The sequence below is a fragment of the Xanthomonas sp. DAR 34887 genome, assembly GCF_041245805.1.
Lineage (GTDB): Bacteria > Pseudomonadota > Gammaproteobacteria > Xanthomonadales > Xanthomonadaceae > Xanthomonas_A > Xanthomonas_A tesorieronis.
This window is the reverse complement of record NZ_CP162490.1, coordinates 194,559-217,500: the sequence shown is the minus strand read 5'-3', so window position 1 is coordinate 217,500 and position 22,942 is coordinate 194,559. Positions and strand designations below refer to the sequence as shown.

17 protein-coding genes (1 of these 17 running past the window's edge) are annotated in these 22,942 nt (G+C 70.9%); 4 read left to right on the top strand and 13 right to left on the bottom strand.

All coding sequences use genetic code 11. The features are described 5' to 3' along the window. On the top strand, positions 1–568 hold the 3' end of the coding sequence (locus AB3X08_RS00985; RefSeq protein ID WP_369935601.1) for a benzoate/H(+) symporter BenE family transporter. It extends 614 nt beyond the left edge of the window; the window shows 568 of its 1,182 coding nt (coding positions 615–1,182); the start codon falls outside the window, past its left edge; the stop codon is at positions 566–568. Positions 569–590: 22 nt separating this feature from the next. On the opposite strand, the gene bphP is transcribed toward AB3X08_RS00985, so the two are convergent. The 6 genes from bphP to AB3X08_RS00955 form a co-directional block, all read right to left on the bottom strand. After that, on the bottom strand, positions 591–2,495 hold the full coding sequence (bphP, locus tag AB3X08_RS00980; RefSeq protein WP_369935599.1) for a bacteriophytochrome BphP: 1,905 nt from the start codon (positions 2,493–2,495) through the stop codon (positions 591–593). Then, a complete protein-coding gene (locus AB3X08_RS00975) occupies positions 2,492–3,064 on the bottom strand; it encodes a biliverdin-producing heme oxygenase (RefSeq protein WP_369935597.1) in 573 nt (190 codons plus the stop codon). The genes bphP and AB3X08_RS00975 overlap by 4 nt, the downstream gene beginning before the upstream one ends. Before the next feature lie 223 nt (positions 3,065–3,287). Next, positions 3,288–4,532, bottom strand: a complete 1,245-nt coding sequence (locus tag AB3X08_RS00970) for a TCR/Tet family MFS transporter (protein WP_369935595.1) — start codon at positions 4,530–4,532, stop codon at positions 3,288–3,290. 858 nt (positions 4,533–5,390) lie between these two features. After that, entirely contained in the window at positions 5,391–7,640 is a 2,250-nt protein-coding gene (locus AB3X08_RS00965; protein ID WP_369938637.1) for a lytic murein transglycosylase, read from the bottom strand. 191 nt (positions 7,641–7,831) lie between these two features. Beyond that, a complete protein-coding gene (locus tag AB3X08_RS00960) occupies positions 7,832–9,571 on the bottom strand; it encodes a sensor domain-containing diguanylate cyclase (protein ID WP_369935593.1) in 1,740 nt (579 codons plus the stop codon). A 54-nt stretch (positions 9,572–9,625) separates the two neighbouring features. Then, positions 9,626–10,018, bottom strand: coding sequence for a YchJ family metal-binding protein (locus AB3X08_RS00955; RefSeq protein WP_369935591.1), 393 nt, complete (start codon positions 10,016–10,018; stop codon positions 9,626–9,628). Between the two features lie 99 nt (positions 10,019–10,117). On the opposite strand from AB3X08_RS00955, the gene AB3X08_RS00950 reads away from it, so the two are divergent. Beyond that, positions 10,118–10,891 carry a sulfite exporter TauE/SafE family protein gene (locus AB3X08_RS00950; RefSeq protein ID WP_369935588.1) on the top strand — a complete coding sequence of 258 codons (774 nt, stop codon included), beginning with the start codon at positions 10,118–10,120 and terminating at the stop codon, positions 10,889–10,891. A gap of 156 nt (positions 10,892–11,047) precedes the next feature. On the opposite strand, the gene AB3X08_RS00945 is transcribed toward AB3X08_RS00950, so the two are convergent. The 6 genes from AB3X08_RS00945 to AB3X08_RS00920 form a co-directional block, all read right to left on the bottom strand. Continuing rightward, on the bottom strand, positions 11,048–14,902 hold the full coding sequence (locus AB3X08_RS00945; RefSeq protein ID WP_369935586.1) for an ATP-binding protein: 3,855 nt from the start codon (positions 14,900–14,902) through the stop codon (positions 11,048–11,050). A 111-nt stretch (positions 14,903–15,013) separates the two neighbouring features. Next, on the bottom strand, positions 15,014–15,700 hold the full coding sequence (locus tag AB3X08_RS00940) for a DUF4194 domain-containing protein (protein WP_369935584.1): 687 nt from the start codon (positions 15,698–15,700) through the stop codon (positions 15,014–15,016). Beyond that, positions 15,687–17,156 (bottom strand): DUF3375 domain-containing protein, encoded by a 1,470-nt coding sequence (locus AB3X08_RS00935; protein WP_369935582.1) that lies wholly within the window; start codon positions 17,154–17,156, stop codon positions 15,687–15,689. Before AB3X08_RS00935 ends, AB3X08_RS00940 begins: the two co-directional genes overlap by 14 nt. A gap of 31 nt (positions 17,157–17,187) precedes the next feature. Then, positions 17,188–17,790 carry a GTP cyclohydrolase I FolE gene (gene folE, locus AB3X08_RS00930; protein WP_184414304.1) on the bottom strand — a complete coding sequence of 201 codons (603 nt, stop codon included), beginning with the start codon at positions 17,788–17,790 and terminating at the stop codon, positions 17,188–17,190. Between the two features lie 139 nt (positions 17,791–17,929). Next, positions 17,930–19,309 (bottom strand): MFS transporter, encoded by a 1,380-nt coding sequence (locus AB3X08_RS00925; protein WP_369935579.1) that lies wholly within the window; start codon positions 19,307–19,309, stop codon positions 17,930–17,932. A 112-nt stretch (positions 19,310–19,421) separates the two neighbouring features. Next, positions 19,422–19,970, bottom strand: a complete 549-nt coding sequence (locus AB3X08_RS00920; protein ID WP_369935578.1) for a YdeI/OmpD-associated family protein — start codon at positions 19,968–19,970, stop codon at positions 19,422–19,424. 303 nt (positions 19,971–20,273) lie between these two features. On the opposite strand from AB3X08_RS00920, the gene AB3X08_RS00915 reads away from it, so the two are divergent. Together AB3X08_RS00915 and AB3X08_RS00910 are read left to right on the top strand one after the other, a co-directional pair. After that, positions 20,274–21,164: a type II toxin-antitoxin system RelE/ParE family toxin gene (locus AB3X08_RS00915; protein ID WP_369935576.1), complete on the top strand. Its 891-nt coding sequence runs from the start codon at positions 20,274–20,276 to the stop codon at positions 21,162–21,164. A 534-nt stretch (positions 21,165–21,698) separates the two neighbouring features. Beyond that, positions 21,699–22,130 (top strand): hypothetical protein, encoded by a 432-nt coding sequence (locus tag AB3X08_RS00910; protein ID WP_369938636.1) that lies wholly within the window; start codon positions 21,699–21,701, stop codon positions 22,128–22,130. Positions 22,131–22,190: 60 nt separating this feature from the next. Here AB3X08_RS00910 and AB3X08_RS00905 read toward each other — a convergent pair whose 3' ends face one another. Continuing rightward, entirely contained in the window at positions 22,191–22,898 is a 708-nt protein-coding gene (locus tag AB3X08_RS00905; protein WP_369935574.1) for a DUF2306 domain-containing protein, read from the bottom strand. Positions 22,899–22,942: the final 44 nt, after the last annotated feature.

Below are 22,942 nucleotides of genomic sequence, written 5' to 3'. Positions count from 1 at the left end.
CCCGGTCTTCGTGTGGCCGACGCTGTCGTGGCAGGCGCTGTTCGGCATCGCGCTGCCGTTGTTCGTGGTGACGATGGCCTCGCAGAACCTACCCGGGGTGGCGGTGATCCGCGCCTCCGGCTATGCGGTGCCGATCTCGCCGACGATCGGCTGGATCGGCGTGGTCAATACGCTGCTGGCGCCGTTCGGGGCCTATGGGCTGAACCTGGCGGCGATCACCGCGGCGATCTGCATGGGCCGCGAGGCGCAGGAAGATCCGCAGCGGCGCTACATGGCCGCGGTGTTCGCCGGCCTGTTCTATCTGCTGATCGGCCTGTTCGGCGCGACCGTGGCGGCGCTGTTCGCCGCGTTCCCGAAGGAGCTGGTGATGGCGGTCGCCGGCATCGCGCTGTTCGGCACCATCGGCAACAGCCTGGCGATGGCGCTGAAGGACGAGGGCGAACGCGAGCCGGCGCTGATCACCTTCCTGGTCACCGCCTCGGGGCTGTCGCTGTTCGGCATCGGCGCCACGTTCTGGGGCCTGCTGGCGGGTGCGGCGACCTCGCTGCTGTGGCGGCGCCCGCGCTGAGCGGGCGCCGCCACGGATTCGCTCAGCGCGGGTCGCGCAGCTGCAGCAGCCAGTGCGTGGAGACGCCGGAGGGGCTGGGCAGCGGTTCGAAATCGAACTGGCGATGCACCGGCGCGCCGGCTTCGATGCGCAGCGGCAAGGTTACGTAAGCCGCGCGTCCCTGGCGCAGCAAGGTGGCGATGCGCTGAATTTCGGCGGGCACGGCGTCGCTGGCGTACAGCTGGTCCAGTTCGCAGCCGATCAGCTCGGCGATCTCGCGTTGGAACAGCGTCGCGAAGGCGTCGTTGACGAACGCCAGCCGGCTGGGCCGGCCGTCGTTGCCGCGCTCGATGATCGCCACCGGTTCGCGCAGCCGCGACAACGAGGCTTCCAGCAACGCGAAATCCTGCTGGAAGCGCTTGCGCTCCATCAGCTCGATCAGCACCCGCAGGCTGCGCGCCGATTCCAGGCTTACCGGCGACCATGGCCGCGCGCGGCCGCGCACGGTTTCCTGCCACAGGTCGAAGCTCTTGCGCGGCGACAGGCGCGAGTTGGGAATGTCCTGCAGCTTGGACAACTGCGGGTTGCCGGCCCAATTGACCGTGCGCACCTGCTCGCGCCGCGTCCACAACAGCGCGCTGCGCGCCTGCGGCATCAGCGGCACGAAGATGAAGCCGGCGGCCAGCGGCGCCAGGTCGGCCAGCTCCGGGAAGGTCGCGCCGATCTGCTCGGTATGCAGCGCGCCGACCGCGTCGTGGCGCAGCGCCTCGTGGTGGCTGGCCTCGATCTGCTCGCGGATCCGCGCAAGTTCGGCGGCGCTGGGCACGGTGCCGTGGCGGGTGACGTGGTCGCCGTGGAATACCGCCACACCGTCGGCATCGACCACGTCGAGCAGGTCCGACGCCATGTCGTCGAGCATCTCCCCGGTCAGCGTTTCCGCTTCGTTGAAGTTGGTGATCAACTTCTCGCGCACGGTCAGCAGCACCGTTTCCACGCGCGCGCGCGACACCGCGGCCAGCGCGCCGATGCGCCCGGCCAGGGCGCGGCTGACCGCATCGGTGACGTCGCGCATCTCGTGGTTGCAGAAGTACGGGCGGTAGTGGTGGCAGGCGATCAGCCCCCACAGCGCATCGTTGACTACGATCGAGGCCACCAGGGTGGCGGTGACGCCCATGTTGGCCAGATATTCCAGGTGCACCGGGGAGACGCTGCGCAGGCTGACGTCGCTCAGGTCCACCGGCGTGCGCAGCCGCGGATGCAGGGTCGGTTGGATCGGCGAAGGGATGTAGCCGACATCGGCGATCTGCCGCACGCGATTGCGCAGGTACAGCGTGCGCGCCTGCGCCGGGATGTCGCTGGCCGGATAGTGCAGGCCAAGATAGGACTCCAGCTGGGGCGCGCGCGCCTCGGCCACGACGTCGCCGTTCCAGTCGTCGTCGAAGCGGTAGATCATCACCCGGTCGTAGCCGATCAGCGTGCGCAGGCTCTTGGCCGCCCGCTGGCAGGCTTCGTCGATGCTGTTGTCGGTCTCCAGCCGGCGCAGCAACGGCAGGGCCTCGCGCAAGGTGGCATCGGCGAGCGGCGCATCGCGCGGCTCCAGTTCCAGCAGCCATTGCTCGGGGTACAGATGCCAGGCGCCGACCCAGCGCTGCCGCGAGGCCGTGGCGCGGCGCGGGAAAGCGACGTCGACGTAGGCGAGCTGGGTGCGTTCGGAGGCATCCGCCGACACGCGCGGCTCCTGCAGCGTCAGCAGCGTGTCGTAGCGTTGCCCGAGCAGGTCGGCCAGCGGTACGCCGAGCAGGTCGGCGGCGCTGGTGCTGGCCTGCACGATGCAGCCATCGCTGGGTTCGATGACCAACAGCGCGCCGTGCGGCTGGATCGATCCGGGAATATGGATCGGCTCGCGCGCGCAGGCGTCCATGTCCAAGGGCGCGGCGGTCTCGCTCATGCGGCGGTCTCCAGGGCGAAGTGGGTGTGGAAATGCGCGAACATCGCGCGGGCGCCGTCGACCGCGGCCTGCTGCAGCGCCGGCGTCGGCAGGGCCTGCTCCAGGCGTTGCTGGAACCGCCGCCAGCAGGCCGGATCGGCATGGCCGAGTTCGAAATAGCTCAGCGCCGGGGCGGCGGCGGCCAGGGTCTGGCGCAGTTGCCGGGCGATCACCCGTCCGCCCAGGCGCGAACCTTCCACCACGTAGAGCATGCCCCAGCGACTGCCGTTCGCAAGCGCCGGCGGCGCCGGGGCCGGCAGCGGCGGCGCGGCCCGCAGCGCGGCCAGATCCTGTTCCAGCAGGGGACTGCGCGGCTGGTAGCGCCAGTGGGCATCGCCGCTGGCCTGCAGCCAGGCCGACTCGCGCTGTTCCCAGCCGGCCAGCACCGCGTGATGGCGGCGCAGCACCTGGACGTAGTCGTGCATGGACAGGGAATCGCGCATCAGCGCGCGCATCATCGGCGATCGTTCGACGGCCAGATGCTGTTGTGCAGTGGCGTCGCGCAGCAGGCGCGAGGCGTGGAGGGACATGGCAGAGCCGTCGGGAGGCGACATCATGGAGAGCGTACGGTTGACAGCAGCCGGACCGGCCGCGACGGCGGAGAGGCCGCACAGCGTAGCACCGTGAATGCGGAGCGCCCGGCGCCGCAGCGGTCGGTCAGCGCGCCGTATCGCTCCAAGCTGAGCAATTCATCCGCTGCTGGTGACGCCACACGCGTCGTGCGGGCAAGCGTCCACTGCACCGCGCGGGCCGCTACGCGGTGGCGCCGGCGGGCATGCGCGCACGGCGCCAGGCCACCACCCAGCCCGCGGCGAGCAAGAGCGCGGCCAGCAGCCACGGCGCGCCGGGCAGGTGCGCCGGCGCGTGCTTGCCGATGAACAGCGCGAACACCCAGGTGTACAGCAACGGCCCGACGATGCCGGCCAGACTGACCAGGCTCATCAGCGCGCCCTGTACGCGGCCTTGCGCATCGGCGCCGACGTGGCGGGTGACGATGGCCTGCGCCGACGGCGACGCCACCGCCCACAACGCGCTGACCGGCACCCCGAGCAGGAACATCGCGCCGCTGCCGGCGATGCTGTAGATGGCGAAGCCGGCCACGCCGCAGCCCAGTCCGAACAGCAGCGCCCCGCGCTCGCCGAGCCGGCGCACCACGCGCGCGACCAGCAAGGCATTGACCACGATGCTGCACACTCCGACCACGGCCAGCACCCAGCTGACCTGCTTCGGTCCCCACTGATACTCGTATTCGGCGAACAGCACGAAGATACTCGGATACACGTAGTGCGCCAGGTTGGCCAGGAAGATCACCGCGGCCAGCGCGAACACCTGCGGATAGCTGCGCAGCAGCCGCAGCGCGCCGAACGGATTGGCGTGCTTCCAGTCCAGGCGCGGGGTGCGCCGCTCCGGCGCCAGCGATTCGGGCAGCACCCACAGGCCGTACAGGAAATTGAGCAGCGCCAGCGCCGCGGCGAACCAGAACGGCGCGCGCAGGTGGTAGCTACCAAGCCAGCCGCCGAGCAGCGGTCCGATCACGAAGCCGAGCCCGAACGCGGCGCCGATCATGCCGTAGGCCTGGGCGCGTTTGTCCGGCGTGGTGATGTCGGCGATGTAGGCATTGGCGGTGGTGAAGCTGGCCGAGAACACGCCGGACACCACCCGCGCCAGCAGCAGCAACGGCAGGCTCTGCGCCAGCGCCATCACCGCGAAATCCACGCCCAGCCCCAGGCACGAGGCCAGGATCACCGGGCGCCGGCCATAGCGGTCGGACAGCGCGCCCTGCAGCGGCGAGCTGACAAACTGCAGCGCGGCGAACAGGAAGCCGAACCAGCCGACCCACTTCGCCGCCGCCGCGAAATCGCCGCCGGTGAAGCCGCGCACCAGTCCCGGCAGCACCGGAATGATGACCCCGAAGGCCAGCACATCGATCAGCAGGGTGATGAAGATGAAGACCAGGGCGGCGCGGCGCGTGCGCGCGGCAGGGGGCGAGGAATGCACGGCATGGTCTCCCGATGGAGGCGGCAGTGTAATCGGCAGGCGCGGGGTTCGGGATAGGGCCGGGCTTGTGGCTGTGCGGCTGGGGGGCGGTGGCGCGCGAGAGACGGGAATGCAGTTGCTGCGGGAGGGTTCGACCCCGGTGTCTGGTCCAGCGTCTTTCAGTGGACCGCGTCGGGACTGAAGTCCCTCCGACAGTGCCCGAGGCGGGCTGGTGGCTGGGCGATGAAGCGTTGCAGCCGATCGCCTGAGACCGCCGGCTCCACCTGGGTGCGCTGCCCGCAGAGCATACTTGCGAAGGATGCGAGTGCGGCAGCGGAGGTGGGTTTCGATGCGCTGTCGGTACAGCGCGTCGGGACTGAAGTCCCTCCCACACGTGGGCCGAGGCCGTCTGATGCCTTAGCGATGAAGCGTTGCAGCCGATCGCCTGAGACCGCCGGCTCCGCCTAGGTGCGCTGCCCGCAGAGCATGCTTGCGAAGGATGCGAGTGCGACAGCGGAGGTGGGTTTCGATGCGCTGTCGGTACAGCGCGTCGGGACTGAAGTCCCTCCCACAGGTGGCCAAGGCGGGCTGATGGCTGGGCGATGAAGCGTTAGAGCCGATCGCCTGAGAACGCCGCGCCTCTGCCTGGATGCGCTGCCCGCAGAGCATGCTTGCGAAAGGCGGGAGCGCGGCGCCGAAGGTAGGTCCCGACGCATTTTCAGTACAGCGCGTCGGGACCGACGTCTCTCCTACAGGGCCGCGTCGAGCCGGCGACGGCCGACTTCTTCTGGGCCGGTCGATGACGCGGTTGCGGCTGACGGCTTGAGGTCGCCGCAGCCGCGGCCTATCCGGAACGAGCGCTTGCGACAGGGTGCGCCGTTACAGCGGTGCGACCGCGATGGTCTGCTGCAGCACGTGCTGCGCGCCGGCGGCCAGTTCGATCACCTCCGGGCCGGCGTTGGCCGCTTCCAGGCACACGAACTGGCGCCAGTGGGCGCCGACGTCGGCCATCTTCTGTGCGCCGGCGTCGCCCGGATTCCAGGCGACCAGGGTGCGGCTGCCGGCGGTGGCGATCTCGATGCGGCGCTGCAGGCCCGGGTCGAGCAGCGTGTAGCGGCCGCCGGCGCCGGTGTAGATGCGGTCGCTGCGGCCCGGATCGCGCGGGTCCTGCAGGCTCCAGTCGCCGTGCTGGCGGTGCGGCGTGGCGTAGTTTTCGAACTTGTCCAGGTAGTCGAGCCCGTCCAGGCCCTGCACCCGCACCTGGGTGGCGTCGGCGACGTGGAAATAGTTGTGCAGCGCCTGGGTGAAGCGCGCCGGTTCGCGGCCGACGTTGTCGGTGATCAGGCGCTGCTCCAGGGTCGCGCCGATGCGCAGCTGCATGCGCAGGCGCAGCGGCAGGTCGTCGAAGTCCGGCGGCGCCAGGGTCAGCAGCATGCTGCCGTCGGCGTCGCGCTTGGCATCCTGCAAGTGCCACGGCACGGTGCGCACGAAGCCGTGCGCCGGCACGTCGGCGCTCTGGCCCTGGCGGCCGAAGTACGGCCAGCACACCGGGGTGCCGCCGCGGATCGGGGTGGGCGTGGGCTGCGCGCTCGGCGACAGCCACATCACGTCGGTGCCGCCCTTGGGCACGAACGACAGCAACTGGCCGCCGAACAGGCTGATCGCGGCGGTGGAGTGCGGGGTCTCCACCAGCAGCGAGGGGTAACCGTGGAAATCGCCTGTGCTCAGGCCGGGGATTTCGGACATGGGGGTGATGCTCCGTGGCGCGGGGGATTGAACGAAGGCCGGGTAGCGCGCCGGCACGCGGAAGGCGGTCGCGGGCTTGCCACCGAACGGCGTGGATGGCGCGGGTGCCGGCACCGGTGTGGTCGGCGTGGCGGGTGCGGCCGGCGCAGTGGCGGGAGCGCCGGATGCCTCGCGGCGCAGCGCATCGAGGATGCGTTGCCCGGCGCGGCCGTCAGCCGGTTGCAGGCCCAGGCGCTGCTGCTCGGCCTGGATCGCGCGGCGGCTGGCGTTGCCGATCATGCCGTCGGCCTGGCCGATGTCGTGGCCGCGCGCCAGCAGCAGGGTCTGCAGTTCGCGCCGCTCGGGACGGCCCAGGCCAGGGTCGTCGGTGGGCCAGGCGGTGGCCAGGCCGGGTTTGCCGCGCAACTGGTCGGACAGCAGCGCGATCGCCAGCGCATAGCTTTCGGCGGCGTTGTAGGCGTAGATCGCGTCGTAGTTGCGGAACACCAGGAACGCCGGGCCATTGCTGCCGGCCGGGATCAGCACCGCGGCCGGCGTCTGCGGCGCCAGCGTGGGCAGCGCGAGCGCGCTGCCGTCGATGGCGGTCACGCCGCGCGCGCGCCAGTCCGACAGCGGCCTGCGCTGGGTGCGGCCGGCCAGGGCCGGGTCGAACCCGGCCGGCAACTTCACCTCCATGCCCCACGGCTGTCCGCTCTGCCAGCCGGCCAGCTTCAGGTAGTTGGCGGTGGAGGCCAGCGCGTCGGGAATGCTGGCGACCAGGTCGCGGCGGCCGTCGCCATCGCCGTCCACGGCGACGCGGGCATAGGTGCTGGGCATGAACTGGGTGTGCCCGAACGCACCGGCCCAGGAACCGGTCAGGCCGTCGGGCTGCAGGTCGCCGGCCTGCAGCAGTTTCAGCAGCGCGAACAGTTCGCCGCGGAAGAACGGCTGGCGGCGGCCGTTGCACGACAGGGTCAGCAGCGACACCAGCAGCGGGCGCTTGCCGGAAACGCGGCCGTAGTCGCTCTCCACGCCCCACACCGCCACCACGGTTTCCGCGTCCACGCCGTACTGCTGCGCCACGCGCGCGAGCAGGTCGCGGTGGGTGAGCAGCATCGCGCGGCCGTCGGCGACGCGCTGCGTGTCCACCAGCCCGGCCAGGTAGTCCCAGATCGGCGTGGTGAATTCGGGCTGCGCGTCGAGCAGGGGCAGCACGCTCATGTCCGGCTGCACGCCCGCGGTGTAGCGGTCGAACGCGGCGGCGGTCACGCCGGTCTTGGCGGCGGCGGTGCGCAACGTGGACAGGCAACCGACGAACGCGGGGTCCGGCGCCACGGACGGCGCGGGCAGGGTCTGCGCGGCGGCGCAGGGCGCGGCCAGCAACAAGGCCCAGGCGAAACGCATCATCGGAGTTCCTCGCCAACAGCAGGCCGGACATCATAAACAAACGAAAGAAATCGGCTGCTCACGGTGGCGGGTGCGCGGAAGCCTGGAGTTCTTGTAGGAGCGGCTTCAGCCGCGACAGGTTCTACCCGTAGAGTCTGTCGCGGCTGAAGCCGCTCCTACAGGGTTAGGTGGTGGCCTGTTGTCGCCGCTCAATGCACCGCGACCACGCGGTTGCGGCCGCCGCTCTTGGCCGCGTACAGCGCCTCGTCGGCGCGCTGCACCAGGCCGTTGGCGTCGTCGCCGGGGCGCAGCTGGACCACGCCGATGCTCACCGTCGGCTGCAGGTCGGGAAAGGCGAGCGCTGCCTGCTCGCGGAAGCGTTCGCGGATGCGTTCGGCGATCGGGGTGGCCTGCGCGGCGTCGGTGGCGGGCAGCGCGATCACGAATTCCTCGCCGCCGTAGCGGCCGATCAGGTCGTCGCCGCGCAGTTCCTCGCGCAGCGCCTGGGCCAGCGCGCGCAGGCCGTCGTCGCCGGCGCGGTGGCCGTAACGGTCGTTGAGCCGCTTGAAGTGGTCCACGTCCAGGAACATCAGCGCCAGCGGTTGCCGCTGGCGCCGGGCGGCCTGCTTCAGCGTGGTGAGGCGCTCGTGCCAGGCGCGGCGGTTGAGCAGACCGGTCAGCGGATCCAGGTCGGCCAGTTGCCGCGCCTGATCGCGATCGCGGCGCAGCGAGGTGCTGCGCTCGGCCAGACCCAGCGACAGCACCAGCGCCTCGAACGCGCCGGCGGCCAGTGCCGCCTCTTCGCTCCACGTCCAGTGCGCCACCATGCCGAAGCCCTGCAGGCTGCCGAGCGCGGTGACCAGCAGCAGCGGCGTCCAGCCGAGCAGGAACAGCCCGGCATAGCGCGAGCCGCGCCACGCCGCCGCCACGGCGGTGCCGAGCAGCAACGGCCCGCCGAGGATCAGCAGCGGGTTGACCAGCGCCCGGCCGAGTGCGTCCAGCCACGGCAGCGGCAGCAGCGCCGGCAGCGCGATCAGCGCCACCAGCAGCGCATAGCCGCGCAGCCAGCGCCGCGCGCGCGGCAGGTACCGCGCCAGGTCGGCGAAGCGTTCCAGAAACAGCACCGCCGCGACGATCGACGTGGCGACGCCCAGGCGACCCCAGAACCGCGCGGCCTGGCCGATCGTCTCAAGCCCCAGCGGATGCACCACGTAGCCGGTCTCCAGCGCCATCACCAGGCCGTAGCCGAGCACATAGACGGCGTAGTACAGGAAGGTCGCCTCGCGCAGGCGCCAGGCGAACACCAGCGCCATTGCCGCCATGCTCAGCATGATCGCGAAGCTCAGGCTGGCGACCACCAGCCAGCGGCCGTCCTGGCGCAGGTAGTCGGATTCGCTGCGCAGCTGGAACCGCAGCGACGCGGCCATGACCCCGCGCTGGTCCACCCACAGCCGCAGCGGCTGCCCGGCGGCCGGCGCGGCGGCGATGCGGAAGCCGAGACGGCCGTTGCCGGGCAAGGCCTGCGGGTCGTCGCGCATCAGCCCGCGCTGCTGCGGCGCCGCGCCGGCGGCCGGGGCGAACAGGGTGACCCGCTGCAACGCAGGACTGGGCACTTCCAGCACCCACGGCGCCGGCGGCCACTGCCCCCGTGCCGGCCACAGCAGCACCCAGACGCCGGCATCGCCGCCCTGCAACTGGGTCAGCCGGGCCGGATCGAAACGCTGCAGCGCGGAATCGGCGCGCGACGGCGGCATCCCGCGGTCGGCGGCGGCGACCGGGCGCCACGCGCCTTCCAGCGTTGGCATGGGCGCGGGCGCCGCCCCGGCGCCGTGGCCGGCGAGCAACAGGCCGCCGCACAGGAAGGCCCGGCCATGGCTGCGCCAGCGGCGCAACCCGGCGAAGAGCGCGGTACCCAGGAAAGACATCACGGCGGCAGGGACGGCGGACACTGCGACATCATCGGCCAGCCCTGCGCAAACCTGATGCCGCGCCTGGCCATGGCGTCAGTCCAGCGCGTCCAGGTAGTACCAGTGGCCGTCCTCGCGCACGAAACGGCTGTGCTCGGTCATGCGCACGGCGCTGCCGCCGCCGATGCGATAGCGGGCCAGGAACGCGACCTCGGCGCTGTCGGCGCCGCTGTCCACGACCCGCTGCACGGTCAGGCCGAGCCAGGTGGTGCGCGTCTCCAGCTCCAGCTCGGCCGGGCGCGTGGACGGGTGCCAGCTGGCGCGCAGATAGTCGGCGTCGCGGCGCACGTAGGCGCTGTAGCGCGCGCGCATCAGCGTTTCGGCGTCGGGCGCGGCGGCGCCGGCATGGTAGAGCCCGCAGCACTGCGCGTAATCGCGCGGACGGCCGCAGGGACAGGGATCGGCGAGGCGCGGTGCGGAAGGAGGCATGCGCCGATTGTGCCGGCTGCAGCGCCGCGGCGCACGCCGGCGCCTGCCCTGCGCGGCGGCGCCGGCTATGCTTGCGCCCCCATCGCACGGAGCGCCGCCTTGCTGGAGCTGATCCCGACCGAACTGCCCTGGTTGCTGTGCATCGCCTTCGTCGCCGGGCTGGTGGATGCGGCGGTGGGCGGCGGCGGCCTGATCCAGTTGCCGGGGCTGTTCGCGACCCTGCCGCAGCAGGCGCCGGCGGTGCTGCTGGGCACCAACAAGTTCAGCGCGATGGCCGGCACCGGCGCATCGGCCTGGCGCTATGCGCGCAACGTGCGCTTCCCGTGGCGGCCGGTGCTGTTCGCCACCGTGGCCGCGTTCGCATTCTCCTTCCTCGGCGCCACCGCGGTCAGCCTGCTGCCGAAACAGGCGGTACGGCCGCTGATCCTGGTGCTGCTGATCGCGATGCTGATCTATACGCTGATCAAGAAGGACTTCGGCGCCTTGCACCGGCCGCGCCACATCGGCCGCCGCGAGCTGGCCATCGCGCTGGCGATGGGCGCGGCGATCGGCTTCTACGACGGTTTCTTCGGGCCGGGCACCGGCAGCTTCCTGATCTTCCTGTTCATCCGCTTCTTCGGCCTGGATTTCCTGCGCGCCTCGGCCGCTTCCAAGGTGGTGAACCTGGCCACCAACCTGGCCGCGCTGTGCTTCTTCGTGCCCAGCGGACAGGTGCTACTGGCGGTGGCGGTGCCGATGGCGGCCGCCAACATCGCCGGCGCGGTGGCCGGCACGCGGCTGGCGCTGCGCGGCGGCACGCCGTTGATCCGGCAGCTGTTCCTGGTGCTGGTGGTGGTGCTGATCGGCAAGATGGGCTGGGATCTGCTGGGCTGAGGCGGCATGGCCGCGGTGCGTCGCTGCTATCCGGTGTCGATGCGGCAGCCGCGCTGCCGTCGCGATCGATGACGGCGCGGGCGGACGCATGCGTCGGCCGCTGCGCTCGCCCACGCTACCCGCCACAACGCGCCGACCGTGTGCGGCCGGGCGCGCTCAGCGAGGGCGGCGCGCTTTGGGCGACGCCGGCGGCTTGGCCTTGGAGGTGGTGGCGCGCTCCCGGGCCTCGCCCGTGGCGGCGGCAGGTTTGACTGCAGCAGGTTTGGTTACAGCAGGCTCGGCTGCCGTGCGGGGCGCCGCGGGCTTGGCCGCTGCTCGCGCCGCAGCGGGCTTGGCTGACGCCGCCGCCTTCCCGCTCTTGACCGGCGTACCGGCAGGCGCAGGCTTGGCGGGACGCGCCGGTTTGGCGGGCTTTTTGCTGGCCGCCGCGGCAGCGGCCGCGGTGCCGCGCTTCGCCAGGCGGTTGTTGCCACGCGTGGCCCGCGCGGCATCGGCGCTGTCTGGCGCCGCGGGCATGGCCGCGACGCTTGCGGCATCAACCTTCCCAGCCGCAGCGACATCCGCATCCATCGGCGTCACCGTCGCTGTGTCCGCCTGCGCTGCGTTCGCATCGTGCAACACCGCTGCATCGCCGCGCGTGCGTTCCGGCAGTTGCAGCCGGTGTGCCTGCTCGTCGTACTCGATCAGCAGCACGCCGGAGGTGTGGCGGCCGCTGATCTCGACGAAACAGGCGCCGCCGATGAACGGCTCCAGCGTCATCACCGACTTCAGCGGCGTGGCCACCACCATCTGGAAGCCGAAGTTCTCGAAGATGTTCATCGCCAGCGCGGTGAATTCGTTGTCGGCCTTGTCGAACGCCTCGTCCAGCACCACCGCCGCGTAGCGCGGCAGTTCGCCGTCCTCGCCGCCGAGCTGGTAGCGCAGCGCAGCGGCCAGGCAGGTGGTGGCCAGCTTCTGCCGCTGGCCGCCGGACTTGCCGGCGCCGCTGCGGTAGATCTCGACCTGTGCGCGGCTGTGCGCATCCAGCTCCACGCCGACGAACTCCACGTGCTGGCGCACGTCCAGCACCTGCTCGCGCCAGCGCCGCAGTTCCGGGTCCTGCGCGCCGAGCCGCTGCACCAACGTGCGCAAGGTGGCGAACTGCGCCTCGGCCAGCGCGCGGTCTTCGGTCTGCTGGTGACCCAGCACCTCGCGCAGCTGCTGCTGGAACTCCTGCACCTCGAGCAACCGGCGGTCGCTGACTTCGATGGTCAGCAGGGTGCCGCGGTTGAACGGCACCTGCTCGAGGCTGGCATTGACCTCGTCCATGCGCTGCTTGATCGCCTTGTGCGCCTCGGCGGTGTGCCGTTGCAGGGCCAGCAGGTTGTTCTTGCTCTGGGTCTGCAGCAGGTCGAAGAAGCGGCCCTCGTGGCGCGGCAGGCCATCGCTCTCCAGCCGCTGCAGGCGCGCCAGGAAATCCTCGGCGCTGGCCAGGCTCACGGTGAAATCGCCGCTGTCCTCCGGCCATTGCTGGCAATAGCGGCGGAAGCAGTCGAGCAATTGCTGGCCAAGCCGCGCGTCCTGGCTCTGGCTCTGCGCCAGTTGTTCGCCGAGGCCGCGTTCGACGCTGCGCAGGTGCGCCTCCAGGTTGTCCAGGCTCAGCGGCGGCATCGCGGCCAGGCGCGCGTCCAGCCCCTGCGCCTGCGCCAGCGTGATCGACGCGGTGGCCACGCGCGCGGCGCAGGTCTCGCGTTGCGCCTGCAGCCGGCTGCGCTCGCGCGCCAGCTGCGCGCGCTCCAGGCGCACGTCCTCGTAGGTGCGCCGCGCCTGGTCGCGCAGCGCCCGCGCCACGGCGATCTGTTCGCCCAGCGCACGCAGCGCGGTGTCGCCTTCGCGCAGCTGCAGCAGCTGTTCGGCGATGTCGCTCAGGCGCTGCAGCTTGGGCGCCACGTCGATCTCGTCCCAGTCGCGCTCGGCCAGGGTATGCGCGGCCAGCTGGCGGCCCTGGTCGAGTTCGCGCTGCTTGCGCAACGCGGCGACATCGGCATCGCAGGCGGCGATGCGCTGCGCCAGGGCCTGGCCTTCGCGCTCGTACACCTTGAGCTTGTCGCGGTTGTCGTAGCCGAGCAGCCAGCGCTTGCGGTCGCCGACGGCGTGGCGGTCGTCCTTCTCGTAACGGTCGCCGGGATGCTTGAGCTGGCCTTCGCGGGTGATCGCGCGCTCGGCGTTGCGCAGCTGCGCGGCGCTGTCCACGCAGGCGTAGTCGAAGCGCCTGCCCAGTTCGTGGCGCAGCCAGCCGGCGTAGGGATGATCGCGCAGCTGCAACTTGCGCAGCAGCGACTGCGTGTCCGGCTCGCGGCTGTGCAGGGCGTCGTTGTGGCGCACCCGGAAATAGACCAGGCGCGTGCCGAGCTGGGTCTTGTTGACCCACTCGGCAACGGTGGCGTGGTGGCGGTCGTCGACCAGCAGCGACTGCGCGAAGCCGTGCAGCACGCGCTCGATCGCGCCGCGCCAGGCGGCCTGCGCGTCGTCCACCTGCATCAGCTCGCCGACGAACGGCAGCGCCGCCTCGGCCAGGCCGGTGTCGGCGCACAGCCGCGCGCGCAGCGCCTGCATCGGCGCGGGGATGCTCGACGGCGCCTTGTGCAGCGCGTCGATCTCGGTGCGGATCGCGGCGAAACGGCGCTCGTCCTCGCGGCGCTCGGCCATGCGCTCGGCGATCGCTTCGTCCAGCGCGCTGGCGTCGCCGGCCACGCCTTCGCGCAGCGCGCGCGCCTGCGCCACCTGCTCGGCGAAGCCGGCGGCGCTGCCGGCCAGGCCCATGCCGAGCTGGCGGCAGGCCTGTTCGACCTGGCTGCGCCGGCGCATGCGCTCGTCGCGCTCGCGCTCGACCCGGCCGCGTTCGCGCTCCAGCGCCTCGACCCGCTCGCCGCCCTGCGCGCGCTGTTCGGTCTCGCGTTCGGCCAGCTTCTGCTCGTGGTTGTCCAGCGCCTCGCGGCGCTGCCCTTCCTCGCCGGCGAGGCCGCGGTCCTGCGTGTCCAGTTCCTGCAGCCGCGCATCCAGCAGCGCCAGCCGGCGCTGCTCGCGGTAGCCGTCGATGCCCAGCTGCAGCTCGCGCAACTCGCCGACGCTGCGGCGCAGCGCCATCAGTTCGGCGTAGTGCTGCCGCGCCGGGGCCAGCGTCTCCACCTGGCGCCGCGCGGTCACCACCGCATGGTGGGCGCCGTCGAGTTCGGCGAAATCGCCGACCAGGCGGTCGGCGGCCTCGAAGGTGCGCGGCTCGTCGAGCATGAAGCTGCGCAGGAACGCATTGAGATCGCCCAGGTTCTTCGCCGACTGGGTCTTGTGCAGCAGCCGCAGCGCCATCTCGTTGCCGATGCCGAGCAGGTGGCGGAAGCGCTCGGCGTAGCCGGCGAAGCTGTCGAAATGGTGCACGTCCTCGCCCAGGCGCTGCTTGAGCCGGCGCAGGTCCAGGTCGAAGCCGTCCAGTTCGGCAGCCACGTCGAAGCCACGCGGCGCCACCATGTAGTGCTTGCGCACGTCGGCCGCGGCGGTACCGCTGCCGGCGATCCAGAACAGGCGCACCAGGCTCACCGCCTGGCCGTGCGCGTTGCGGTATTCCAGCGCCAGCGCCGACCAGGTCGCGCCCTTGCGCAGGTACTGGGTGGCGATCTCGCCCGAGGCGCTGTCCTGCTGGTCGGCCCAGGCGCCGCGCACGTACGACACCAGGCTGCGATCGCGGCCGCTGCGCTCGGCCTCGCGCGCGGCGGCGTTGAAGTCGACGATGCTCGGCGGGGTCAGCAGCGCCGACATCGCATCGAGCAGGGTCGACTTGCCCGAACCGGAACGGCCGACGAACAGGAAGCCCTTGTCGGCGATCGGCACGTCGGTCAGGCCGTTGAAGGTGCCCCAGTTGTGCACCTGCAGGCGGCGCATGCGGTATTGCTGCGCGCGCTGCTCGGCCAGGGTATCGGCGAACAGCGACGGCGCGGGGACGGGCGCGGACAGAGACGGATCGGACAGGGACGTCATCGGTTGCTCATCGGAAAATCGAGATCGCCAGGCGCCTGGCGGTGGGCGGGGCGGGCCGGCGCTGTGTCGCGGCTGAAGCCGCTCCTACAGGAGCGCAGTGGGTGGCGCCGCTCACTGCACCGCATCCGTCGCCGTGCCCTCGCGCAGGCCTTGGTAGGCGGCAGCGAGCGCCTGCACGTCCTCCGCGGAGAACAGCAGCTTCAGCGCCGGCGATACTTCGTAGCGGTCCTCGCTGCCGCGCAGCTTGGACAGCAGGTGGTTGTCGCGCATCTTCGCGATCGCCGCCAGCACCCGCCGCGCGAAGCCGGCGCGGTCGGTGGACACGTTCTTCTCGTACACGGACAGCACTTCCAGCAGCTGCGCCTCCTCCACCACCGCGCGTTCGCCGCGGGTGTCGGCCTCGGCCAGCTGCTGGCGCAGGAACAGCAGCAGCACCGACTCGATGAAGGTCAACGGCGCGGTGCGCAGCAGCGCCGGGGTCTCCAGCTCGCCGGTGTCGGCCTGGCGGGCGAAGGCCACGCCACTGTCGCGGTCCAGCACCAGTTCCAGGAACAGTTCGCACAGTACCCGGCGCACCGCCGCTTCGTGGCGCAGCAGCGCCAGCCACAGCGGCCCGTGGCGGTAGGCGTCGATGCTCGGCCCGGCCAGCAGTTGGCATAGCGCGCGGCGCGCCTCCAGCGGCAGGCTGCCGGTGTCGCCGGCGAACAGGGCGCTGCGGCCGTCGGCCTGGGTCGCGGCATCCGCTGCCGTGTCGAAATCGTCGGCGTCGCTGCCGGGCGCGTCGTCAGACCAGTTCATTGCGTTTTTCCTTGGTGAACCACACCAGCGGGATGCGGGCGCGCCGCAGCTGGCCATCGTTGCCTTGCCATTGCACCGCTTCCCATTCGTCGGCGACCACCACGCCATGGCGCGTGCCCAGCGCCAGGTAGCCGATCACGCTGCCCAGTCCCTGCTGCGCCGGGCGCTGGCGCAAGGCCTCGCCGATGGTCAGCTGCGGCTGCTCGCCGAGCAGCGCATGCAGGTCCTCGCGCAGGCCGCGCAGGTCGATCTCCGACTGCGCGACCAGGTCGCCGACGCTGTCCAGCGAGATCGTCGCCGCCTCCGCCGCCTGCACCCGGCCATCGACCTGCTGGCTGCGCGGGTCGTGCAGCCGCCACTGCGACAGCGAGCGCAGCCGTGCGCTGCTCAGCGGCAGCGTGTAGCCGGTGGCGGCGGTGGCATGCAGGCGGTCGCGCAGCTGCAGCGCCTCGCCCTGCGCCTGCTTCAGCAACTGGTTGAGCCGGCGTTGCTCCAGGTAGCCGCGGCTCTGCACGAACCCGCGCAGGCTGCGCGCGAAATGCTGCATCACCTCGTGCACCTGGCCGCCGCGCTCGAGCAGGGTGGCAGTGAGCCCGCGCAGGAACGCGCGCTCCTGGCGATCGAGCCGGCGCGCGAAGCCGCGCGCCAGCAGCGTGTCCAGCGCCGCATCCAGCTGCACGCTCTGTTCGGCATCGTTGAGCAGGCTCCAGAACGCCTGGAAGCTGCGCCCGGCCTCGCTTTCGCCGATCACGTCGATACCGGCGAACAGCTTCTCCAGCACGTCGCCGCGCGTGCCCTCGTCGTCGATGATGCGCTCGCGGAACTCGCGGTTGAGCTGTTCGAAATCGTCGCGGACGCGGCGGAAATCCTCGGCCAGGTCGTCGGACAGGCGGATGATGTCGCGGGTGCGTTCCAGCGCGCGCTTGCCGTCCAGCGCGGCCAGCTTGCCCGCGGCCACGCGCTCGATCTCTGCATCGATGCGCGCGCGTTCGGCGCGCAGCGCGGCCAGCCGCGCGTCCGGATCGGTTTCGGTCTGCCCGGCCAGCTGCACCAGCTGCTCGATCACCAGCGACAAGCGGCTCTCGGTGGCGACGCTGGCGCTGCCCTGCACCCCGGCGATGAAGCGGATCGCCTGCGCGGCCTGGCGCGAGAGTTCGTACTCCTCCTCGGCATCGCCTTCAGGCAGGCGCCGCTCCAGCCAGCCCTGCGCCAGCCAGTGCGCCAGGTAGGCCTGCGCGGTGCGCGGCAACTCGCGCGAGAGCTCGTCGTCCTTCAGCGCATCCAGCTGGCGCTGCAGCCGCTCGTGCAGCACCGACGACGGCAGGCGCCGCTGCGCATCGCCCAGCAGGGTCTGCAGCAGGCCGATCAGTTCCGGCGCATGGTCGGCGGCGAGCAGCTTCCACAACGGCTGTTCGCGCAACTGGCGATAGCCGGCGATCCGGACACGATGCTTCATGCAGGAACCGACGAACGCCCCATCCGCACGCTCAGCGCACGCCGCCGTCGATGAAGCGCAGGAATTCGGCGCGGGTGCGCGCGTCCTCGCGGAAGGTGCCCAGCATCTTCGAGGTGACCATACTGACGCCGCGCTTGTGGATGCCGCGGGTGGTCATGCACTCGTGGGCGCCTTCCACCACCACGCCTACGCCCAGCGGCTGCAGCACGTCCTGGATGCACTGCGCGATCTGCGCGGTCATCTTTTCCTGCACCTGGAAGCGCCGCGCATAGGCCTCGACCACGCGCGCCAGCTTGCTGATGCCCACCACCTTGCCGCGCGGCAGGTAGCCCACGTGCACCTTGCCGATGATCGGCGCCATGTGGTGCTCGCAATGGCTTTCGTATTCGATGTCACGCAGCACGATCAGCTCGTCGTAGCCGGCCACTTCCTCGAAGGTGCGCAGCAGGTACTCGCGCGGGTCGGCCTGGTAGCCGCTGAACCAGTCGCCATAGGCCTCGGCCACGCGCCGCGGGGTATCCAGCAGGCCCTCGCGGTCCGGGTCCTCGCCGGCCCAGCGCAGCAGGGTGCGCACGGCGGCTTCGGCCTGGTCCTGGGTAACTGGGGGTTCGGGGGTCTTCTTGGAGTCGGCCATGAGCGAAAACGCCCGTGAGGGGGGCTGCATGGTACCCGAGTCGCATGCGTACCGGCGAAACCGGACGCCGATGCCCGCCGGGTTCGCGGCGCCCTGCGGCGGCACGGGCGCGACGGTCGCGCCCGTGCCGCCGCAGGCCTCAGCCGCGCCCGGCCGCCTTCGCCGCCCGGCGCTCGCGCATCGCGCGCTCGTCGTCCAGCCAGTTGGCGCCCTTGTTGCTCAGGAAGAACATGTACACCACCAGCGACACCGCGATCACCGCCGTGGCGTACCAGACGAAGGTGGTCACGTGACCGGTCTTCAGCGAGGCCTGGTACAGCAGCGGCGCGGTACCGCCGAAGGCCGAGTTGGCCAGCGCATAGCCCAGCCCCACGCCCAGCGCGCGGATGTGGGTCGGGAACAGCTCGGCCTTGACCACCGCGTTGATCGAGGTATAGCCGGTCAGGATCACGAAGCCGCCGGTCAGGATCGCGAACGCGGTCAGCCAGTCGCTCTGCTTGGGCAGCTCCAGCACCAGGAACCAGGTGTAGAGCACGCCGCCGATGCCGAAGAACACCAGCAGGGTCTTGCGCCCGACGATGTCCGACAGCCAACCGCCCACCGGCTGCATCAGCATCAGCACGGTCAGTGCGACCAGGTTGATGATGGTGCCGGCCATCACGTCGCCGCCGGCGAACGCGGTCTGGATCATCTTCGGCCCGGTCACCGAGTACGTGTAGAAGGCCACGGTGCCGCCGGCGGTGACCAGGAAGCACAGCAGCAGCGGCCGCCACTGGTGCACGAACAGCTCGTGCAGCGAACCGGCCGAGCGCGCCCCGCCCTGCTTGGCCTCGGCGATGGCGTCCGAGCCCAGCGACTCGTCCATCGTGCGCCGCAGCCAGAACACCACCAGCGCGCCGATGCCGCCCAGGCCGAACGCCACGCGCCAGCCCCATTCGGAAACCTGGCCCTTGTCGAAGAAGTGCAGCATCACCAACAGCACCGCCTGTGCGAGCACGTGGCCGCCGACCAAGGTGACGTAGTGGAACGAGGACAGGAAGCCGCGCCGCCCGGGAATTGCCGCCTCGGACATGTAGGTGGCGCTGGTGCCGTACTCGCCGCCGGTGGCGAAGCCCTGCAGCAACCGCGCCAGCACCAGCACCACCGCCGCGCCGGCACCGATGCTGGCGATGGTCGGCGTCACCGCGATCACGAACGAGCACGCCGCCATCACCGAGACCGACACCGTCAGCGCAAGGCGGCGGCCGTAGCGGTCGGCGAAGCGGCCGAAGTACCAGGCGCCGATCGGCCGCATCAGGAAGGTCACCGCGAAGATCGCCCAGATGTACAACTTGGCGTTCGTGTCTTCCTTGGAAAAGAACTGCGATTCGAAATAGGTGGCGAACACCGAATAGACGTAGACGTCGTACCACTCGACCAGGTTGCCGGCCGAGCCTTTGAGCGTGTTGGAAATGGAGCGGCGCAGGCTGCCGGGCGCGGCGCCGGACACGGCGGCGGTCGAAGATGCGGGTGTGCTCATGCGATGAGACCCTTCAGCTGGACATCGCCGCAGTATAGGTGGCGATTTGCGAGGACGACGTCGCGAGCGGCAGCGGCCCGAGTTCGGCGCTAACGCTGCAGCGTATCGCGGGTCATTCCGCCGCCTGCGGCGCGCCGAGCGACTTGCTGTACATGCCCGAGCGGTCGAAGCAGCACGCGCGGCGCTTGCCCGAGGCCAGCATGTCGCAGGCGCTGGCGATGCGCTTGATCCGCGTCTCGGCCTTCTTGCCCGAGACGATCCAGAAGATCCAGTCGCGTCGCGCCACTGCGGTGATGTCGTCCCAGGTCGCGCGCGCCGCCGGATCCGCGGCGAGCGCGGCGGCCAGGTCCGGCGGCACCGTCGGCTCCGGCTCCACCGCCACCGGCGCGATCTCCAGCGCCACCGTCTCGCCCACATCGACGCCGGCCGCCACCCGCAGTGCCTCTTCGACCTTCAACCAATGGCTGCCCTGCCCGTCCGGCTCCAGCGTGGCCTGGAACGGCTGGCCGGCGAGCGTGCCGCCCACGCTGACCATGCTGCGCGTCGGCAGCTTGGCGCTGGCCGCGGTGGGCAGGATCAGGAAGGTCCAGGCCGCATCCTTCGGCGCGGCTGGCCGCAGCAGCCTCGTCTTGAAGCGGATGGTGGCGTGGCCCTTGGACATGGTGCGGACGATAGCACTGCGTGGCGGCGGCCTGTGCGGAGCCTTGCCTGCGCGCAGCACGTCGCCATGCCGCGCGTGCCGACGGCATCACCGGTCCGCGCGCACGCCGCTACCGCTGCACATCGCCGACTGCATGCAGGCACGGCCCGGCCGAATCCCTTGTCCCGCCAATGCCAACACAGCCTAAGCGGGCTGCGGCCCGACAAATGAACGGGCCCCGGCACGCGTTACGATGGCGCCCCCACCGGCCGCACCCTGCAGACCCCCCATGAAGGCCCGCACTCCCGACGCAGCCGCGGCGGCATGAGCAACGCGTCGCATCGCGCGGACCCCCGGGCCAACTCCTGGGTCGAACGCCTGGAACCCTGGATTGCCGCGCTCGTCAGCATGGTGTTGCACCTGCTGATGTTGCTGCTGTTGCTGCTGGCCGACCCGCCCACCATGAGCACCCCGCAAGGCGCCGCCAGCGGCGGCCGGACCAAGGTGGACTTCATCGGTGCCACGCGCCAGCCGGTGCATCCGGCCAAGACACCGCCCTCGCCCACCCCGGCGCAGAAGCCAGTGGCGGCCAAGAAACGGCGCGCCACCTCGCAGGTGCAGTCCACCCTGGTCGCGCAGTCCGACCACCCGGTGCCGCCGCCCGACCCGGTTGCCACGGCCAATACCCCGTCGCCGCCCGCGCCCACGCCCGCCGAGCAACCGGCGCCGCCCCAGCCGGACCCCGCCGCGCAGCAGCAGGCCCAGGCCGCCGCTAGCGAACCCGAACCGACCCAACGCCGCGAGACCTGGACCGGGCGCCCGCCGGGCGCGATCGACCAGGACCTGGGCCCCAACGAGGCGGGCCTGGTGCGCGACGGCGGCGGCCGTGGCGGGCGCCGCGGCGACCCCAGCGATGCCGGCCCCAGCATGGAGCTGGGCGGTTACCTGGTCTATTACGACCTGCGCAGCGAAACCCTGCTGCGCGCCTGGATGGACCAGGGCATGAAGGAATTCTTCATCCTGCTGCCCGGCACCCAGTACCGCATGGCCTGCCCGCTGGAGATCGCGATGAAGCGCGGCTCCGGCAAATGCCGCGCCCTGCCGCCGGATTCTCCGGAATTGAAGGCCATCGGCGACGCGCGCGAGGTCATCACCATGCTGCAGGTGTACAAGCAGGGCGAACTGGTGTGGCGTGGGCCGGGGCCGTACAAGTAGTTCTTGTACCGAAGCAACAAACCTTGGGCTGGATAGTCCACAATGATCGGCCAAAAGCCCCTCTCCCCTCGGGAGAGGGGTTGGGGTGAGGGTGAGGCGCGAAAGCGTCTCGCAGAGTCGCATACGCAAGGCTGCGCCCATCCCTGCATACGACGTTGCTACAACGAGACAACAGCGCTTCCACCCACGATGCGCGGTGTAGCATCTCCAAACGTTGGCTCACTTTCCGTCGCCATGCCAATGCACGAGCGCGCAAGAGCAATGCGCGCGAAGCGTATCGCGCGCTCTCCCTGCGCACGTACCACTACTGTGCAAGACACATGTCGCCACCACCATCGACCGACACACACAAAGTGAACAGATACGTGCGCGAGATCACGCGCCATCACGCTTCTTTTGCAACTCCCCAATACCCCCATTGCTAGAGTGCCGGCGCGTCCCGGCGGCAGCCACTGCACCGCGTGGCCGACCGCAACGCTTGGAGCGAATTCATTCAATAGGAGGTGTCACATGCACTGGAAGTCCACTGTCGCACTGCTCGCCCTGTCCGCCGCCGCCCTGCCGGCCTTCGCCCAGTCCGACCGGCAAGTGGTCGACGACATGCTGCTGCGCTCGGCCAATGTCTGCCCCGGCCACAGCACCGACCGCACCGCACCTACCGTCAAAGCCGTTCCTGTCGGCGCATTGCGCGTGATGCTCGACCGCGGCCTGGTGATGTGCCCCGACCGCCGCCTCGACGCCGATGCGCCGGCCGTGTTCTACGGCAGGTTCGGCGTATTCGCCTGGAACCCCGAGGTAAAAGCCGGCTCCACGGTGATCGTCAAGCAGATCGACACCATGACCCGCAACGAGGAATACCCCGCCGAAACCCTCGTGTGGGACGCCAAGGGCACCGCTCTCAAGCAGCAGACCGTGCCCATGTTCGAACCCAAGCCGGGCGCGGCGGTGCTGTACAAAGTGCGGTAACACCCGCCCACGCTTCTCTGCGGGAAGTACCGGCCGCGGTGCTCGACACCTCGGCGCTTTTCAGCCGGCGTCCATGCCGACGCCGGTCCCCGCCGGGGCCGCGGTTGTTGGCGTGCCCCGTTTTGCGGCATCGGCCAGCCACCGGCCCAGCGCATAGACCAGCAGCGGCACCGCCCAACTGCCCCACAACAACAACGCGATCGTGTTCGGCGTAGGCGCCATGCCGGCACTGACCGCACCATAGAGCGCGACGCGGAACACCACCGGCGCCAGCGTCACCAGATACGCCCGCACCATCCAGCGCCGGTGCAGCGCCACCTGCCCACGGCGGATGGCCAGCAAGCCCACGGACGCCACCACCAGCCACGCCGCTTCCGTCGCCGCGAAGGCCACGCGGATCGGCATCGGCGCCGGCGACGTGGCGATCAATGCCGTCGCCCCCAGCATCGCCACCAGCATCCCGGCGAAATAGGCGCGCCCCACCCAGCGATGCACCCACGTATGGCGGCGCCAGCGCTGCGTGGCGAACTGCAGGGTGCCGAGCACGATGCCTGTAGCACCGCCGCCCAGGTGGCACCACAGCCAGCCGCGGCGGGTGAGGAACATGGCATAAGCCGGCGAATCCAGCGCCGCGTATTTCAGATAGACATGGCGGACGAACTCGGCCGCGAACGCAGCCAGCGCGAGCCACAGCAGCGCCCACACCACTCGGGCGGCAGGCTTGCCGCGCGGCACCGCGACACCTCCGCGTATCGGATTGACCTGCATGCCCGCTCCTGTGGCCAGCCTGCTCTCGGCAGCGGAACGCTAGC